The following is a 17,030-nucleotide window of genomic DNA, read 5'->3' as shown; positions in this document are numbered from 1 at the left end:
TATTTTTTATGTAAATTAGGCAAATAATACTTGTGAACTACAGTTGACCTATTAATTAAAATATCCTATATTTATATTATAGCAAATTATGGAAAGAGGTTGGACTATGGTTTTCTTATATTTAGTTCTCATAATAGTATCCCTACTCACAATAGGATTAATATTAGAAGAGATTATTTTATTTTATCAAAATAAAAATTTTGTTAACCCAGGACAATTAGTTAAAACTCCCCATGGTAACATTAATGTATTTTCCAAAGGTACTGGGCCCACTACTGTTGTTATTGCTTCTAACTTAGGAGTTACTAGCCCATATTGTGATTTTTACAATCTTCAAGACAAAATTTCAAAATTTTCAAATACTGCTTTATACGAAAGATATGGATATGGTTTTAGCCCAGATCTTTCTTCCTCTATAGGCCTAGATAATCTTGTAAATGATATTAGATATTCATTAAAAGAGAATGGTCATACACCTCCATACATTTTTTTATGTCACTCAATGGCAAGCATAGAAATTATAAGATATGCTCAATTATATCCTCACGAAGTTCAAGGTATAATAATGGAGGATGGGGTTAATCCTACTTTTAAGGCTAAAATTAAACTTCCATCTATAGTTTATTTACGAATAGCTACCTTCTTTAAATTTACAGGAATTTATAGACTTATAACACTAATTCCAAGTGTAAAGAAAAAAATTTCAGGAAATACATCTACCAAAGAACTAATATCACTAAAAAAACGTCTTAACATTAAAAACTTTTATAATGAATATATGATAAAAGAAATTAAAAATTTTTCATCTAATTGTTCATTGGTATTAAAGGAAGATATAAACTTTAAAAATACACCTCTATATATTATTACTGCTGGAAACAGAAAATCCTTTTCAAAAGAATTTAACAAGACTTGGTTTCAATCGCAAGAAGAAATGCTCTCTTGGTCAAATAAGTCATCCCAAGTAGTAGTTAAAAATTCTGATCACTTTATCCATTATTATGATGAAGAAATATTAATAAATGCTGTTAAAACGATAATTAAAGCTTAAAATAAAAAGTGAACCAAAACTCATTAGCATGGTTCACTTTTTATTTCTTATCCTATTATTCTTCTTGCTTTCCAAAATGCATATACATTAGCTATTTTAACCACATCTCCTGGGTGCGGAGCATGTATCATTTTCCCATTTCCAATGTATATTCCAACGTGATCCTTCTTTGGGAATACTAAATCACCAGGTTTTAATTCACTTTGTGATACTTCTCTACCCGAATTAACTTGAGCATAAGTATCCCTACCTATCTCAATTCCTAAAGCATGCCTATACACATAAGAAGTAAATCCTGAACAGTCAAAAGTATCTGGGCCTGTAGTATTATATACATATGGTTTACCCAAATGTTTCATTGCTTCATTAATAACTTTCTGCTCTGAAGTTTCTGTTGGAGTTGTTGGTACTAGTTCATCTAATCCAAACATATGCAATTCAGTTTTTCCACTGCCTGTCCCATTTTTATTAACAAAATATATATTAAATCTTCCTTTACCGACCATAAAATCAGTTTTATCATCAGTAGCCCCTGCTATTGTAGTTGTCTGCAGTAAAAACGATTGATAATTATCGCTACCATTCATTACATGTACATTTGTAGTAGCTCCACCATCTTTTCTTATACCATAAAAATCTGGCTTTTTATCTCCATTATAATCACTAACCCCAAACTCCCAGTTCTTTCCTGTGTTTTCTATTGGTAATGGTACTCGACATAAAAATTCATGGAAATCACTTTTAGCACTTAATATATGCAGAGTTGTATGTTCTCCTCCATTTTTCTTTATGCAATATAAGTCATCCTTACCATCTCCGTCATAATCTCCTGCTTTAAAATCCCAATTCTCATCTGTATTTTCTATTGGTAATATATTGCTAACTATATATGTTTGAAAATTTGTACTTCCATCTAATATATGCACATTAGTATGTTCTCCACTATCTTTTCTTACGCAATATAAATCTTTAATACCATCGCCATTATAGTCTCCCAATACAAATGTCCAATTGTCTCCTGTCGCTTCTATTGGAAGCTCCTTATGTAACATATTTTCTTTATAATTTGAATATCCATCTAATATATGAACACTTGTATGATTTCCTGCATCTTTCCTTATGCAATATAAATCTTCTCTACCATCTCTATTGTAGTCTCCAATTAAAAATTGCCACTTTGAATTACCTATTTCTTCCATAGATGTAGCTGTGTGTATTTTCCACTTCATCTCATCAACTATTGCTGCTTTAGCATCAACACTAGGCAATAATGTTTGAACCATACCTAATAATAATACTGTCGCCATTAACTTTTTTACCTTCATTTTATCCCCCATACTATATATAATTTATTTAATAATATCTAACTCATCATAAGTTACCTTTATGTAGTGGATAATAATATTTGATTTATATTAATCCAAACGCTTAAGTACTTTTATGATAAACTAGTTATATTCTTACAATAAACAGTGTATTGATATAAAAAACTTATTTTATTATTACTAACCTACTATAGTAACAGTTGCCTGGCCAACGCCTAACCTATTGGCATCATTTTCCCAGCTGCCATCTCCTAAAAATACATCTATTTTATAACCTTTAATTGCACCACCTGTATCAACAGCTTGATAATACCCATTTAAATCCGTAGTAATCCCATTATGTGTTACAGTATGATTTGCACCAAAGTCAATGTACACTTTTGCCCCTAATGGAATAACTCTTGGGTCTACTGCTATATATCTACAATTTGTTATATTCTTCCCTCTAAGAGAAACTCCAGAAGCTGTTTCAGATCCACCACCTAATGTAGTATAATATGTTACTCTATATGATTTTCCTATTTTATCTTCTTGTTTAGGCTTCTCTGGTTGTACTAATTCATCCAATCCAAACATATGCAATTCAGTTTTTCCACTGCCTGTCCCATTTTTATTAACAAAATATATATTAAATCTTCCTTTACCGACCATAAAATCAGTTTTATCATCAGTAGCCCCTGCTATTGTAGTTGTCTGCAGTAAAAACGATTGATAATTATCGCTACCATTCATTACATGTACATTTGTAGTAGCTCCACCATCTTTTCTTATACCATAAAAATCTGGCTTTTTATCTCCATTATAATCACTAACCCCAAACTCCCAGTTCTTTCCTGTGTTTTCTATTGGTAATGGTACTCGACATAAAAATTCATGGAAATCACTTTTAGCACTTAATATATGCAGAGTTGTATGTTCTCCTCCATTTTTCTTTATGCAATATAAGTCATCCTTACCATCTCCGTCATAATCTCCTGCTTTAAAATCCCAATTCTCATCTGTATTTTCTATTGGTAATATATTGCTAACTATATATGTTTGAAAATTTGTACTTCCATCTAATATATGCACATTAGTATGTTCTCCACTATCTTTTCTTACGCAATATAAATCTTTAATACCATCGCCATTATAGTCTCCCAATACAAATGTCCAATTGTCTCCTGTCGCTTCTATTGGAAGCTCCTTATGTAACATATTTTCTTTATAATTTGAATATCCATCTAATATATGAACACTTGTATGATTTCCTGCATCTTTCCTTATGCAATATAAATCTTCTCTACCATCTCTATTGTAGTCTCCAATTAAAAATTGCCACTTTGAATTACCTATTTCTTCCATAGATGTAGCTGTGTGTATTTTCCACTTCATCTCATCAACTATTGCTGCTTTAGCATCAACACTAGGCAATAATGTTTGAACCATGCCTAATAATAATACTGTCGCCATTAACTTTTTTACCTTCATTTTATCCCCCTAATAAGTTCGTTCATTTCTTATAAAATTATTTTAGCTATAATCTTAACCTTGAAAAGTTATATGCATATAACTTTTCACATTATTAACATTTTCTCCAGCTAACATCACTAATTTTATCACATAAATGTTTCCATATTGTTAACAACTTTCTCCTATTATTCAATAATATTTCCTCATTATTAATATAATTAATTTATATCAATAAATTTCAACTTACATCTACTTAATTTAAATAACTATATTGTATAAACTTATCTTAATCGATGGTGCCTAAAATAACACATAAAATTATCGATATTATCCAATTCATGGTAAGAGATTAATGTATTATTAATAAAGCAGGATATATATGAATAGATGTTACTGTGAATAGGCAATTAAGAAAATTTACTAAAACTAAAACGGTAACCCTGCTGATGATTCATTACGAAAATTATTCTGCGTTCTCTCTAAAATCTAAATTAGCTAAAAATAAAAACAGAAGAGATATTTTCATTATCGAAAACATCTCTTCTGTTTTTATTTTACAAAAATGTTATTTCTAAAATTGCCACGTCATTCAAATAGATATCTTCTATTTAAGTTATCTAAATAAAGAGAACCACAGCATTATTAACAGTCTAATTTTTTTAAATATCAGCTAACTTTCTAATTATATTTTTATTTGAAATATCTATTTAATAAACCTTGGAATGCCTTCCCATGTCTAGCTTCATCTTTACACATTTCATGTACTGTGTCATGAATTGCATCTAAATTAAGTTGTTTTGCTAATGTAGCTAAATCCTTCTTACCTTGGCAAGCTCCATGTTCTGCCGCTACTCTCTTTTCTAAGTTAGTCTTAGTATCAGCATCAACAACTTCTCCTAATAATTCAGCAAATTTAGCTGCATGTTCTGCTTCTTCGAAAGCAATTCTCTTATAAGCTTCAGCAACTTCTGGGAATCCTTCTCTATCAGCTTGCCTTGACATAGCTAAGTACATCCCTACTTCAGTACATTCTCCAGTAAAGTTAGCTTGTAATCCTTCTATAATTCTTGGGTCTACTCCCTTAGCTGTTCCTATATGATGTTCATCTGCATAAGCCATTCCTTCGCTTTGTTCTGCAAACTTATCAGCACCTACTCCACATACTGGACACTTTTCTGGCGCAACATCTCCTTCGTGAATATAACCACATACTGTACATACAAATTTTTTCATAATCAATATCCTCCCTTAATTTATAAATTTAAATTTAATTTTAATCTCATTTTCTCATCTTTTGTATCGCGTGTTCCTTACATGTTTTATTATATAATAATTATTATTAGTTGTAAAGTGTTTTTTTAAAAAAATCTTTATTAATTCCTTTTGCCTAATATTTATCCATAACCATAGTATATTTATTAAATTTATCCTAATTTTATTCCAATACATGAAATTTCATAATTCGTATAAAATAGCTTGTCTCAATATTATATGTACCTTATAATTAAGTCTGACTTATTTTTACTGAAGGAGAATACAATGAATAATAATAAAAATAAATTGAAAAGAGAGCTAGGACTTACCGCCGCTACTGCTATTGTTATTGGAAATATGATAGGGTCAGGGATTTTTACCGCACCCCAAACCTTAGCTAGTGTATCAAGTCCATATACTACTATATTAGCTTGGATAATAACAGGCTTTGGTTCTCTTCTATTGGCATTAAGTTTTGCAAAACTCGGAACTAAATATCCTTCTACAGGAGGTCCTATAATATATACAAATAAAGCTTTTGGTGAATTTACCGCTTTTTTAGTTGCTTGGACTTTTTGGATTGGTTCTTGGATAGGAAATGCTGCAATTATAACGGCTATTATTAGATACTTAACTCCGTTCTTTCCTATCTTATCTACTAATAGTACCGTTGCATTTTTAGTATCATCAACATTTTTATGGATACTAACATTTATTAACTGCAAGGGTGTTAAAGAAGCTGGAATAGTAGGAATAATTACGACTACGTTAAAACTTGCAGCTATCTTAGTATTTGTTGTTATAGCTATATATGGATTTAACCCAGAATATTTAAATACTTACTCATCACCAGATGTTCAAGGCTTTGGAACTCTTCCAAACGCTATAGCCGTTACCCTTTGGTCTTTTATCGGACTAGAAAGCGCCTCATTATCTGGTGGTGAAATAAAAAATCCAGAGGTAAATATTAAAAAGAGCACAATTATCGGAACAATTTTAGCTACCATTATATATATATTGCTATCAGTTTTAGCTATAGGGGGATTATCTCAAAGGGAGCTTGCTAGTTCTGATGCCCCACTTTCAGCTATAATAAATAATATTACAGGGCAATCTTGGGGTGGCTCATTTATTTCTATTGGAATAGCTATCTCTGCTGCTGGAACTGCAAGTGGATGGATACTAACTACTGGAAGAGCTGCATACGCTGCTGGCGAAGATGGATTATTTCCTAAACTCTTTAGTAAAGTCAATCAAAAGTCCAAAACACCTGTAGCTGCACTTGTAATATCAAGCATACTAACAAATTTATTGTTAATGCTTAATTATTCTTCAAGTTTATCAGATGCATTTAACTTTATGATAAATTTAGCAACTTTATCATTTATTCCTGCCTATGCATTAAGTGCTTGCGCAGAAATACTACTAACTTATAAGTCTGGTAATAAATTAACTTTTGCAAAATTTATAAAACACGGATTCCTATCAATATTAGCATTTTTATATTCTATATATATTATTTATGGATCAGGAGCAACTTCTGCTATGTGGATATTTATTTTAATGCTGATAGGAATACCTTTCTATACATATAAAGAACTCCAATCTAAGAAAAATAATTAAAATTATGACACTTTCACAATCTATTACTTTTGCTTATTTAATAAACTAAGAAGGAATGAATTCTATAGAATTCATTCCTTTTATTTTGCGTTTTTTAATTATTTTATAGCTTTAAATTCATAACCTTGCTGCTTCAAATATTGTATTATTCCTGGTAAAGCTTTTGCTGTTTCTTCTTTTCCATAGGTATCATGCATTAATATCAAAACTTTTTCTTTTTTACCTATAGTTTTTATAGCTTCCTGAGTTAATTGTGCTGCATTTTTATGTCCACTTTCTGCATCTCCCGATAATGAATTCCAATCAATTTGATACCAACCTTTTTCATGTAGAGCCTTGTCCACATTTTCTGCTCCTTGTGGATCTTTTTTACTCCATGTCTCTAGTCCACCAGGAAATCTTATAGCACGTGTTGAAAAATCTGGTCCAAAAACATTTTTTAAAGCTTTATCTGTTTTATCAAAATCAGACATACAATTTTCTAAACTTATCTTTCCATTAGGAAATAAATAATTATAATCATGTGAGTAAGAGTGTATACCAATTGTATTTCCTTCTGCTATTTCCCTCTTTGCTAAATTTTTATTTGTATCACTTCTATCAACATATTTTCCTATAACAAAGAAAGTTGCATTTACTTTTTCAGATTTAAGAACATCCAATATCTGTGGTGTCACTGTTTCTGATGGACCATCATCAAAAGTTAAATAGGCAACTTTCTTCCCATCAGCCCCATCAGGCTTTTGCCCTTTTATTTGTTGTTTTATATACTTTTCTAAATATGCAACATTTTCTACGCTACTATTACTTTCTTTATTTATAGAATCTTCAGTTTCTTCATTATGTAAGGAGGGTTTATCTTCACTTTGTTCTGAATTATTATCTGTAGCTTGTACCACTTTTTCATTTGTTGAAACCTTATTATTAATTACTGCCACTCCAACAATTACAAATAATACAATTGTGATAAATAATATAGTAATTTTTGCAATTTTAATATTTTTTATACCATTTTCTTTATTTCTAAAATTAAGTTTCATTTTTCTACCTCATAATATACTATAATTAAATATTTTTTGTTTCTTTTTAATTATACCAAAAATATATGACTATTAATAATACATAATATATATAAGTGTTATACATTTTTTATATACAAAAAAGTCACCCCCCCCCTTTAAAGGAAATTTCTATACATAACCTGAAATATTTATTCTTTTATTACGATTATAATAATATAGATTAATTTTGTTATAATTTAAAGGAGAAAAATATCATGAGTAAAAAAGATTTAATTGATGTGGATGAACGCAGTTTGCCCAATGTCTTTTTATCAGATAATCAAAAAAATAGAATTAAAAAAAGTTTATATAAAAATATAAAAAGATTCACTGAAAATAATTACGGACTAAAAATAGATAACTCTCTAGAAAACATAAAAAGAATGGAAGAAAAATTAGGCTCAAAAAAGGACGATGTAATTCATGGAGTAAAGCATGCTAGAGTATTGAAAGAACTCGCCTTGGAAGCAGCTCGTAAAGATTGTCCATTAAAGGACGAAGAAATTCTTTGCCAAAAGTTTTTTCAAATTGGTACTGGAATGGAAAATAGAGATGCTACTCTTTCGATATTTTATTCAGTATTTTATTGTCAAATATATATATCAAAGGATTATTTCATTTCGTATTCTTTCGATAACTTTTTCAGACTTCAACACCGAAGAATTATTCCAATAAAATATATACAATCAGTAGGAATATCAAAATTAGATAAAAATAGATTAAAGCTCTCTAGAGATAATTTGATAATTGATATAGATTACTGGTCTAATGAAAATGTAACTACTTATTATTTAATAGGCACAATGCTTGATATGATCGAAGTTAGAAATTTACTTATGAATCTTGGAGCTAGACCTTTTATTCATAAGAGATTTTCTGTAGGTAGAATTATTGAAATTATATACTTTTCAATATTTGCAATTGCCATAGCTTATTTTTTTATAAACCTCATATTGGGCAAATTTTTATAAGGAGAATATGCTATGATAAACAATTCTAATTTTATAAATCAATTAAAACTTCAAAATCCAGATGCTTTATTATATGTGTTAGACAACTTCGGAAATCTAGTGTATAGAATAGCATATTCAAATTTGCGCTCAAATGAGCTTAGTGAAGAATGTGTTAATATCGTTCTCTTTAAAGTTTGGAATTGTATAAATCATTTTGATTACTCTGATGATAAATTTAAAAATTGGATTTCTGCAATTGCTAAATATACGTCTATAGATATGTTAAGAATGGAGAAAAAACACTTTTATGATATAACTATTGAAAATCTAGTTATGTGTTCAAAAGAAGATGTTGAAAAAAACATAATTGAAAAAGAAAAACTGCAAAATATAAAAAATCAAATTTGTAATCTTAAAGAAATAGATAAAAATATTTGTATTGAAAAGTTCTTCAACAATAAAAGTCTTAAAGAAATTGGAGAAATGTATGGTATGACGCCTAATGCTGTAGCTTTAAGAATAATTAGAGCTCGAAAGAAACTAAAAACTCTTAATATGGACTCCTCTAGTTGACTTTAAACCTTTAAAACTATATAATTACTTATATTGTTAATAATTTTATAGTTTGCGTTGAGTAGAAGTAGTACTATATATTTTATCTTTAGAGAGTTATCGGTTGGTGAAAGATAATGTTAAAAGTATAGGAACTTGTCTAGGAGCTATACTTGTTAGAAGCAAGTACGGGCAACCCGTTATAGTTTTAAGTGAGGATATTTTAAATATCCTAATTAGAGTGGTACCACGGAAATACACCTTTCGTCTCTTATTTTAGAGATGAAAGGTTTTTTATTTTTACTTATTTTAAGGAGGAATTAAACATGGGAAAATACGGAACTAGTATTGATAAGAAATGGCAAGAAATTTGGGAAAATAATAATCTTTATAAATTCAACGCCGAAAATTTAGATAAAAAACTTTATACTCTTGAAATGTTCTCTTATCCATCAGGTAGTCAATTACATGCAGGTCATTGGTTCAATTATGGTCCAGTTGATTCATGGGCTAGAATGAAGAGAATGGAAGGATACAATGTATTCCAACCTATGGGATTTGATGCTTTTGGATTACCTGCTGAAAACTTTGCAATAAAAACAGGAATTCATCCACAAGATTCTACTTACAAAAATATAAAAACTATGGAACAACAATTAAAAGCTATGGGCGCTATGTTTAACTGGGAAAATGAAGTTGTAACTTGTGACGCTGATTATTATAAATGGACTCAATGGTTATTCTTAAAACTTTATGAAAAAGGTTTAGCTTATAGAAAAAAAGCTCCTGTAAACTGGTGTCCATCATGTAACACAGTTCTTGCTAATGAGCAAGTTATTGATGGTGAGTGTGAAAGATGTTCAAGTGAAGTTACTAAGAAGGAATTAACTCAATGGTTCTTTAAAATAACTGATTACGCTGATGAATTACTTGATAAATTAGATGATTTAGATTGGCCAGAAAAAACTGTTGCTATGCAAAAACACTGGATTGGTAAATCCACTGGAGCTGAAGTTACATTTAAGGTTAAAAATTCTGATTTAAGCTTTAATGTATTTACTACAAGAGTTGATACTTTAAATGGTGTTACTTATGTTGTTTTAGCACCTGAAAATAAATTAGTTGATAAATTAACTCTTACTGAATATAAAGATGCGGTTGAAGAATATAAAGAAGTTTCAGCTAAACAATCAGAAATCGAAAGACAATCTATTTCAAAAGAAAAGACAGGAGTATTCACTGGATCCTATGCTATAAATCCTATAAACGGAAAAGAAGTCCCAATATGGATTTCTGATTATGTTCTTGTAAGCTATGGTACTGGCGCTGTTATGGCCGTTCCTGCTCATGATGAAAGAGACTTTGCTTTTGCTACTAAATTTAATTTACCAATAGAAAGAGTTATAACTAACAAGAAAGGTGAAGAAGTTGAACTTCCTTACTGCGAATATGGAGTTATAGTAAACTCTGGTGAATTTGATGGTTTAACTACAGAAGAAGGTAAAGTTAAAATAGTTGAGAAATTAGCTAAAGAAAATTTAGGTTCTCAAAAAGTTAATTATAGATTAAGAGACTGGCTAGTTTCAAGACAAAGATATTGGGGAGCTCCAATTCCAGTTGTCTACTGTGATAAGTGTGGAATTGTTCCTGTCCCTGAAAAGGATCTTCCAGTTAAATTACCTTATGATGTTGAATTTGCTCCAGATGGTAAATCACCACTTGCTAAAAGCGAGGAATTCTTAAATACAACTTGCCCACATTGTGGTGGTAAAGCTACAAGAGAATGCGATACTTTAGATACATTTGTATGTTCATCATGGTATTACCTAAGATATCCTGATAACAAAAATGCTGATATGCCATTTAATCCAGAAGTAATAAATAAAATGCTTCCAGTTGATAAATATGTTGGCGGACCTGAACATGCTTGTATGCATCTTCTTTATGCAAGATTCATAACTAAGGCATTAAGAGATATGGGATACTTAAAGTTTGATGAACCATTTAAATCATTAACTCATCAAGGACTTATATTAGGACCTGATGGACTTAAGATGAGTAAATCAAAAGGAAATACAATTTCTCCAGATACTTATATTAGCCAATATGGTGCTGATGTGTTTAGAATGTATTTAATGTTTGGTTTTGCTTACACTGAAGGTGGAGCTTGGAGCGATGATGGAATTAAATCTGTTGCAAGATTTGTGGATAGAATTGAAAGAACTTTAGAATCATCTAATGATGCTATAAAGGCTAGAAATGGTAAATCTTCAATAGATAAAGCTGAAAAAGAATTAAACTTCTGGAGACATAATGCCATTAAAGGTGTTACTGAAGACGGAGATAAAATGCAATTTAACACTGCTATTGCAAGAATGATGGAATTTGTTAATGCACTATCTAAATATATGCAAGAGGGAACTAAGAATTTAGACTTCTTAAAAGAAGTTTGCACTGACTTTGTTAAATTACTTGCACCATTTGCACCTCATTTCTCTGAAGAAGAATGGAGTGATTTAGGATATACAACATCTGTATTTAATGAAAAGTGGCCATTATTTGATCCTAATGCTTTAGTTAAAGATGAAGTTGAAATAGCTATCCAAGTTAATGGTAAGATTAAAAATAGAATAAATGTAGCTTCCGATCTAGATGAAGAAGGAATAAAAGCTGCTGCACTAAATGATGAAACTATAAAGAGCACTACTGAAGGAAAAACTGTAGTTAAAGTTATAGTAATCAAAGGAAGACTTGTTAATATAGTTGTAAAATAAAAAGAGCCTTATGGCTCTTTTTATTCATCTTCACCTTCATTTAACACTACCTTGAAAGCAGCTAATACTTCACTAACTAACTTTTCATCTAACTGCTTATAGTAATCCATATATCCTGATTTTTCTAATTCTCTTGAAATATCTTTACTCATTTCCATCCAAAGTTCTGGTATATATACCCATACTATTTCTTCATACGAACAGCTTAAAAGAAAATGTTCCATTCCCCAAAATGAATACTCTTGTATTTCATGTATTTCATTAAATTTAATGTAATCTTCTACTACCCTTAAACTTAACTCATAACCATATATATCTACAAAGAAAAAATCAAATTTCTGTTTCGTTGCTTTATAAGCATCTCCTTCAATAATTTTAATCTTTTCATTTTGGGAGAAGTTTCTATTATATAACTTAATTACATCTGAATTTATTTCATATACTATAACTTCTTTAACATCTTTTTTCTTAGACATTTCTTGAGCAAGATATCCAAGGCCTAGTCCAACTATAGCAACTTTACCTTTAGCCCATTTTATAGCCTCATAACACCCTTGAATTTCCTTTGGTCCTACCCTCATAGAAAGTTTATTTCTTTGTAAAAGCTCTGGAATTCTAGTTTTTATCTCTTCATCCTTTTCATAAAGATATCCTTCTTTTATACCTTCTCTTTTAGAAATGCTACACTCACCACTTTTAGCTTCATTGATTAATAAATTATATTCTTCTATCTTACTTGCAATAAAAACACCTTCATATGGTCTCATTAACTTAATCCCCTTATTTAGTCTTATAATGTATCTTTAGTATATATTCTCCGGAAGATTTTTACCCATTTATATAATATTATACCTATTTTATTACTGCCTGAATAGTCTTTATAAAAACTTCTTGAAATTAATTAGTAGTATGTTATACTATACTAAATAATAAAAATTATCAATTAAAGAAGGTGAATTTTATGAAGAACATTACAATAAGTGATGAAGCATATAATGAATTCAAGGAATTCTTAGATGAAAATAAAGTTGAAGGTTATAATATAAGAATCAACTTAGCTGGTTACGCATGTAGCGGCCCTGCTTTCAATATATCAGTAAGTCAATCAACTGATTCTGATATAACTGAAACAATTAATGATATTAACTTTATAGCTGAAAAAACTCTAATAGATGAATTTGGAGGATTTATAATTCTTTCATCTGAAGAGAATGAAGGAAGAGGTCTTTCATTAAGACCAGTTATAGCTCCAGAAGGTGGCTGTGGTTCTTGTGGTGGCGGATGTCACTAATATAAAAAAGTGGATTTATTAAAAATCCACTTTTTTTATTTTACTCATAAATAAACTTATGCATCTTCTCAGTTGTTGCTTGCTTATCTATATTTAACTTATAATCACCAAATGTACCAGTACTCCAGTGATCCCCATCATTTGGAAATCTATTCTGTTGTATATTTCCTGTCCCTATATTTAATATAGCTTTACCTATTGAAACAATTTCTCCATAACTAAGATTTGTTTTTACTATTGGCAATTCTTCAAGTACAAAAGAATTTAATTCACCAACTGACATGGCACTTAACTTTTTAGCTATAAGTGTTAATACATTTCTTTGCCTTTCAGTTCTTTTAAAATCCGTACCTTCTGTATACCTAATTCTACAGTAAGCTGTTGCCTGTGTTCCATTTAAATGTTGTTTTCCTGGACTTTTCAAATGAGCTATGTTGGTATTGTTCTTACCGTTAATATTATCAATATAACTATTGATAAACTTAAATTCATCACTATCTACTTCTAAATCTAATCCACCCAACTTATCAATTAGCTGAGGTAAGGTATTTAGGTTAACCCCTATAAACTTATCAATATCTAAATTGAAGTTTGTATTAATAGTTTTAAGCATAAGTTCTGGTCCACCTTCATACATAGCTTGATTGATTATACTATCACCATAACCTGGAATAGTAACGTAAGTATCTCTCATAATTGAAGATACTTTCACTTCCTTTTTATCTTCATTTATAGTCAAAATAATATTTGAATCAGATAGACCTTTCATTCCATCTTCTCCGCCATCATTTTCTCCTCTATCTACTCCAAATAAAGCTACATTAATAATATGTTTAGATTCCTCTTTTTTTCCTTCTTCATTTAGAACTTCTTCTCTATTTATCTGTACCGTATCCATCTTGCTATAAACGTAATATCCATAACCAACTACTCCTAATATGCACAGTGATATAACTCCTATAATAGATGATAATATAACTATTACTTTCCTCTTAGTACTCCATTTTACTTTGCTCTTTTTTTCCATACTGTAACTCCTTAATCATTTTAATTACCTTACTTTATATATTATATACTAGTCTTTGCTTTGTAAATATTAAATAATTATTAAACACATTTATTACTTGTAAACATTTTCCAAATATTTCATATAATATTATGATTATTTATCAATGAAAGGATATATCGCTTATGCGAAAGCAAAAAAAAATCACTAAACCAGTCAAAATAATTATTGGAATAATTATTCTAATTCTTATCCTATTTATAGCATTCTTTACTTACACTTTTAAAACATTAGGCAAAATTAATACAGTCAAACTAGATACTAGTAACTTGGAAATCAGTCCAAATATAACCAACGAGGTAGATTTAGATGAAATTAGAAATATAGCTATTTTTGGTATTGATTCAAAAGACGAGGAAATTGGACGCTCTGATTCTATTATGATACTTACTATTGATAAAAAACATAATAAATTAAAGATATCTTCGATAATAAGAGATTCCTATGTTGAGATTCCTGGAAGAGATGGTAAAGATAAAATTAATCATGCTTATGCATTCGGCTCAGTTGATGGAACTGAAAATGGAGGCCCTACCCTTGCAATCAAAACATTAAATAGAAACTTCAACTTAAATATTAAAGATTTTTTATCTGTAAATTTCTCTTCACTTCCCAAACTCATTGATTCCATTGGAGGAATTGATATAACTATAACTGACGAGGAACTAAAATTAATAAATGAAAATAGTACATCTCAACTGTCATCTTCTGGAACACAAAAATTAAACGGATCTCAAACTCTTGCTTACTCCAGAATAAGATATACAGCTGGCGGAGATTTTGAAAGAAGTCATAGACATAGAACTATTCTTACTGCTTTATTTAATAAACTTAAAAGTACTTCTCCTACCTCTTACCCTGGTTTTTTAAAAGAATTATTACCACTTATAAATACTAATATGACTTCTACAGACATTATATCTCTAGCTTTTAAGATAAACTCTCTTTCTTCTCATGAGTTAATTCAAGATAGGTTTCCAAGAGATGATTGCGGGGAAGGACAAATGATTAATGGAATATACTATTATGTCTTCGATATTAATGAAACAGCAAAACAAATGAATGATTATATATTCTTAGATAAATAAAAAAAGATTTTGGTGAAATATCTAAATATTTCACCAAAATCTTTTTATCTATTGTTTCTTAATTATAATATAAGTTTCGTTTTCTCTTACAACTTCGTAGTTTTTAAATATTTCAGCATTTTGTAAGTACATATCTTTTTTCGTTATTAGCATAGCATCTTGGTTAGCAGCAAATCCTTCTACTCCACCTTCTTTGCACTTTAAATCTCCATATAGTTCTCCAACTAAAAGTTGACTTTGCCTCCATCCTTTACCTTCCGAGTCTTCTACTTGAATATATGTTTCTCTACCTCTTATATTTTCGTTATTTTTTAATGTATTCATCATAAATGTTTGCAATTCGTCTTTCGGTGGATTATTAATATATTTAATTAAATTATATCCTTCATAACTTAGTCCAACAGCTAGTATTATACTTAAGCCTATTTTAATTACTCTATTAACGCTTGTTTCACTTAATAGTTTTCCAAAAAGGATTGATCCAACTATTATTATTGGAATATACATAGGTATTATATACCAGTCCAATTTAGTTTTAGCTACACTGAACAATACAAAAGGAACTACAATCCATAAACTATATCCTATAACATCACTTTTCACCATCATCCAATTTTTATAATAGAATAGACATCCAACCACTATAATTAGCCCTAAAGCAATAACAAGTGAAGTACCATTTAATAATATATATCTGGCATAATAAAATATAGACCCCTTATTTCCTTCTATTGCCTCACTACTTCGTTTTAATAAATCATATCTCACCATTTCTACTAAAAACTTAGTTCCATCTTCTACGATTCTGGCTATAATCCATAATCCAATTGGGGCAGCAAAAGACAAAAAGAATAATATCCATTGTTTTATCCTATATTTCTTTATATATCCAGTAAATATTAAGAATAATCCTCCAATAGCCACAATAACAAATGCATGCCAACTCTTTGTCAAAAATGCTAGGGCAAAAGAAAATCCACACATATATAAAGCTTTTTTGCTTTTTTCTATCCATAACATAGATATCATTGAAATTGTAAAAAATAAAATAAATAAAGCATCTGCATCTCCATGTCTTCCTGTATGAATCCTATATAAAGGGCTACAAGCTGAAAATGCAATCAATGAAATCAATGATTCTACTTTGCCATATCTTTTTCCAATAAAAAAAGCTACTATAATTCCTGTCAGTACCATAGCTATTGCTGAAGGGATCCTAAAAGCTAATATGGTAGTACCAAGCACTTTAAATGCAATAATTATTAAATTAAAACTTAAAGGTGGTTTTAGATTCCAATAATCATTCTCGTAATTATAAGTATTAATTATATTTTCATTATTCTTCATCATTTCGTAAGCACTCACACCATGTCTAGATTCATCCCAATCTCTAACTGGAAACTCACCTAAATTCCAAAAACATATGAAAGCTAAAAATACTACTTCTATAACAATAAAAATCCAGTAATACTTCTGAATAATTTCTTCTAATTTGAATTTTCTTTTATTTGTATTTTCTATAATCTTCAAAAAGACACCT

14 protein-coding genes and 1 other annotated feature are annotated in these 17,030 nt (G+C 29.5%); of the genes, 7 read left to right on the top strand and 7 right to left on the bottom strand.

What is annotated here, in order from left to right; all coding sequences use genetic code 11:
- The first annotated feature begins 106 nt into the window (after positions 1 to 106).
- On the top strand, positions 107 to 1,051 hold the full coding sequence (locus tag H9661_RS02715; protein WP_191767661.1) for an alpha/beta fold hydrolase: 945 nt from the start codon (positions 107 to 109) through the stop codon (positions 1,049 to 1,051).
- Positions 1,052 to 1,098: 47 nt separating this feature from the next.
- Here the strand turns inward: H9661_RS02715 and H9661_RS02710 are convergent, their stop codons facing one another.
- The 3 genes from H9661_RS02710 to H9661_RS02700 form a co-directional block, all read right to left on the bottom strand.
- Positions 1,099 to 2,376 (bottom strand): NlpC/P60 family protein, encoded by a 1,278-nt coding sequence (locus H9661_RS02710; RefSeq protein ID WP_191767660.1) that lies wholly within the window; start codon positions 2,374 to 2,376, stop codon positions 1,099 to 1,101.
- A 180-nt stretch (positions 2,377 to 2,556) separates the two neighbouring features.
- A complete protein-coding gene (locus H9661_RS19820; protein ID WP_191767659.1) occupies positions 2,557 to 3,846 on the bottom strand; it encodes a 3D domain-containing protein in 1,290 nt (429 codons plus the stop codon).
- 672 nt (positions 3,847 to 4,518) lie between these two features.
- Positions 4,519 to 5,061: an NADH peroxidase gene (locus H9661_RS02700; RefSeq protein WP_143316628.1), complete on the bottom strand. Its 543-nt coding sequence runs from the start codon at positions 5,059 to 5,061 to the stop codon at positions 4,519 to 4,521.
- A 306-nt stretch (positions 5,062 to 5,367) separates the two neighbouring features.
- On the opposite strand from H9661_RS02700, the gene H9661_RS02695 reads away from it, so the two are divergent.
- On the top strand, positions 5,368 to 6,705 hold the full coding sequence (locus tag H9661_RS02695; protein WP_143316627.1) for an amino acid permease: 1,338 nt from the start codon (positions 5,368 to 5,370) through the stop codon (positions 6,703 to 6,705).
- Between the two features lie 98 nt (positions 6,706 to 6,803).
- Here H9661_RS02695 and H9661_RS02690 read toward each other — a convergent pair whose 3' ends face one another.
- A complete protein-coding gene (locus H9661_RS02690) occupies positions 6,804 to 7,745 on the bottom strand; it encodes a polysaccharide deacetylase family protein (protein ID WP_143316626.1) in 942 nt (313 codons plus the stop codon).
- A 236-nt stretch (positions 7,746 to 7,981) separates the two neighbouring features.
- On the opposite strand from H9661_RS02690, the gene H9661_RS02685 reads away from it, so the two are divergent.
- The 3 genes from H9661_RS02685 to leuS all read left to right on the top strand — a co-directional run bounded on the left by H9661_RS02685 (position 7,982) and on the right by leuS (position 12,045).
- On the top strand, positions 7,982 to 8,737 hold the full coding sequence (locus H9661_RS02685; protein ID WP_191767658.1) for a hypothetical protein: 756 nt from the start codon (positions 7,982 to 7,984) through the stop codon (positions 8,735 to 8,737).
- Positions 8,738 to 8,749: 12 nt separating this feature from the next.
- Complete coding sequence (locus H9661_RS02680) at positions 8,750 to 9,292, top strand: sigma-70 family RNA polymerase sigma factor (protein ID WP_143316624.1); 543 nt, start codon at positions 8,750 to 8,752, stop codon at positions 9,290 to 9,292.
- 48 nt (positions 9,293 to 9,340) lie between these two features.
- Positions 9,341 to 9,546, top strand: a binding site (T-box leader).
- A 51-nt stretch (positions 9,547 to 9,597) separates the two neighbouring features.
- Complete coding sequence (gene leuS / locus H9661_RS02675; RefSeq protein ID WP_143316623.1) at positions 9,598 to 12,045, top strand: leucine--tRNA ligase; 2,448 nt, start codon at positions 9,598 to 9,600, stop codon at positions 12,043 to 12,045.
- Between the two features lie 20 nt (positions 12,046 to 12,065).
- Here the strand turns inward: leuS and H9661_RS02670 are convergent, their stop codons facing one another.
- The gene (locus H9661_RS02670; protein ID WP_143316622.1) at positions 12,066 to 12,812 is read right to left on the bottom strand and encodes a methyltransferase; all 747 of its coding nucleotides are present in this window, start codon (positions 12,810 to 12,812) and stop codon (positions 12,066 to 12,068) included.
- 194 nt (positions 12,813 to 13,006) lie between these two features.
- On the opposite strand from H9661_RS02670, the gene H9661_RS02665 reads away from it, so the two are divergent.
- Positions 13,007 to 13,336 carry a HesB-like protein gene (locus H9661_RS02665; protein ID WP_143316621.1) on the top strand — a complete coding sequence of 110 codons (330 nt, stop codon included), beginning with the start codon at positions 13,007 to 13,009 and terminating at the stop codon, positions 13,334 to 13,336.
- A 40-nt stretch (positions 13,337 to 13,376) separates the two neighbouring features.
- Here H9661_RS02665 and H9661_RS02660 read toward each other — a convergent pair whose 3' ends face one another.
- On the bottom strand, positions 13,377 to 14,363 hold the full coding sequence (locus tag H9661_RS02660) for an LCP family protein (protein WP_191767657.1): 987 nt from the start codon (positions 14,361 to 14,363) through the stop codon (positions 13,377 to 13,379).
- 164 nt (positions 14,364 to 14,527) lie between these two features.
- On the opposite strand from H9661_RS02660, the gene H9661_RS02655 reads away from it, so the two are divergent.
- Positions 14,528 to 15,490, top strand: a complete 963-nt coding sequence (locus H9661_RS02655; RefSeq protein ID WP_191767656.1) for an LCP family protein — start codon at positions 14,528 to 14,530, stop codon at positions 15,488 to 15,490.
- 48 nt (positions 15,491 to 15,538) lie between these two features.
- Here the strand turns inward: H9661_RS02655 and H9661_RS02650 are convergent, their stop codons facing one another.
- A complete protein-coding gene (locus H9661_RS02650) occupies positions 15,539 to 17,020 on the bottom strand; it encodes an ArnT family glycosyltransferase (RefSeq protein WP_191767655.1) in 1,482 nt (493 codons plus the stop codon).
- Between the last annotated feature and the right edge of the window lie 10 nt (positions 17,021 to 17,030).

It is taken from the genome of Clostridium cibarium (genome assembly GCF_014836335.1).
GTDB classification, from domain to species: Bacteria; Bacillota; Clostridia; order Clostridiales; family Clostridiaceae; genus Clostridium; species Clostridium cibarium.
This window is presented reverse-complemented; position numbering and strand designations above follow the sequence as displayed.

Bases quoted from the DNA above. Each gene is read 5' to 3' on its own strand.
- H9661_RS02715 (WP_191767661.1), top strand. From the start codon at position 107: ATGGTTTTCTTATATTTAGTTCTCATAATAGTATCCCTACTCACAATA.
- H9661_RS02710 (WP_191767660.1), bottom strand. From the start codon at position 2,376: ATGAAGGTAAAAAAGTTAATGGCGACAGTATTATTATTAGGTATGGTT.
- H9661_RS19820 (WP_191767659.1), bottom strand. From the start codon at position 3,846: ATGAAGGTAAAAAAGTTAATGGCGACAGTATTATTATTAGGCATGGTT.
- H9661_RS02700 (WP_143316628.1), bottom strand. From the start codon at position 5,061: ATGAAAAAATTTGTATGTACAGTATGTGGTTATATTCACGAAGGAGAT.
- H9661_RS02695 (WP_143316627.1), top strand. From the start codon at position 5,368: ATGAATAATAATAAAAATAAATTGAAAAGAGAGCTAGGACTTACCGCC.
- H9661_RS02690 (WP_143316626.1), bottom strand. From the start codon at position 7,745: ATGAAACTTAATTTTAGAAATAAAGAAAATGGTATAAAAAATATTAAA.
- H9661_RS02685 (WP_191767658.1), top strand. From the start codon at position 7,982: ATGAGTAAAAAAGATTTAATTGATGTGGATGAACGCAGTTTGCCCAAT.
- H9661_RS02680 (WP_143316624.1), top strand. From the start codon at position 8,750: ATGATAAACAATTCTAATTTTATAAATCAATTAAAACTTCAAAATCCA.
- leuS (WP_143316623.1), top strand. From the start codon at position 9,598: ATGGGAAAATACGGAACTAGTATTGATAAGAAATGGCAAGAAATTTGG.
- H9661_RS02670 (WP_143316622.1), bottom strand. From the start codon at position 12,812: ATGAGACCATATGAAGGTGTTTTTATTGCAAGTAAGATAGAAGAATAT.
- H9661_RS02665 (WP_143316621.1), top strand. From the start codon at position 13,007: ATGAAGAACATTACAATAAGTGATGAAGCATATAATGAATTCAAGGAA.
- H9661_RS02660 (WP_191767657.1), bottom strand. From the start codon at position 14,363: ATGGAAAAAAAGAGCAAAGTAAAATGGAGTACTAAGAGGAAAGTAATA.
- H9661_RS02655 (WP_191767656.1), top strand. From the start codon at position 14,528: ATGCGAAAGCAAAAAAAAATCACTAAACCAGTCAAAATAATTATTGGA.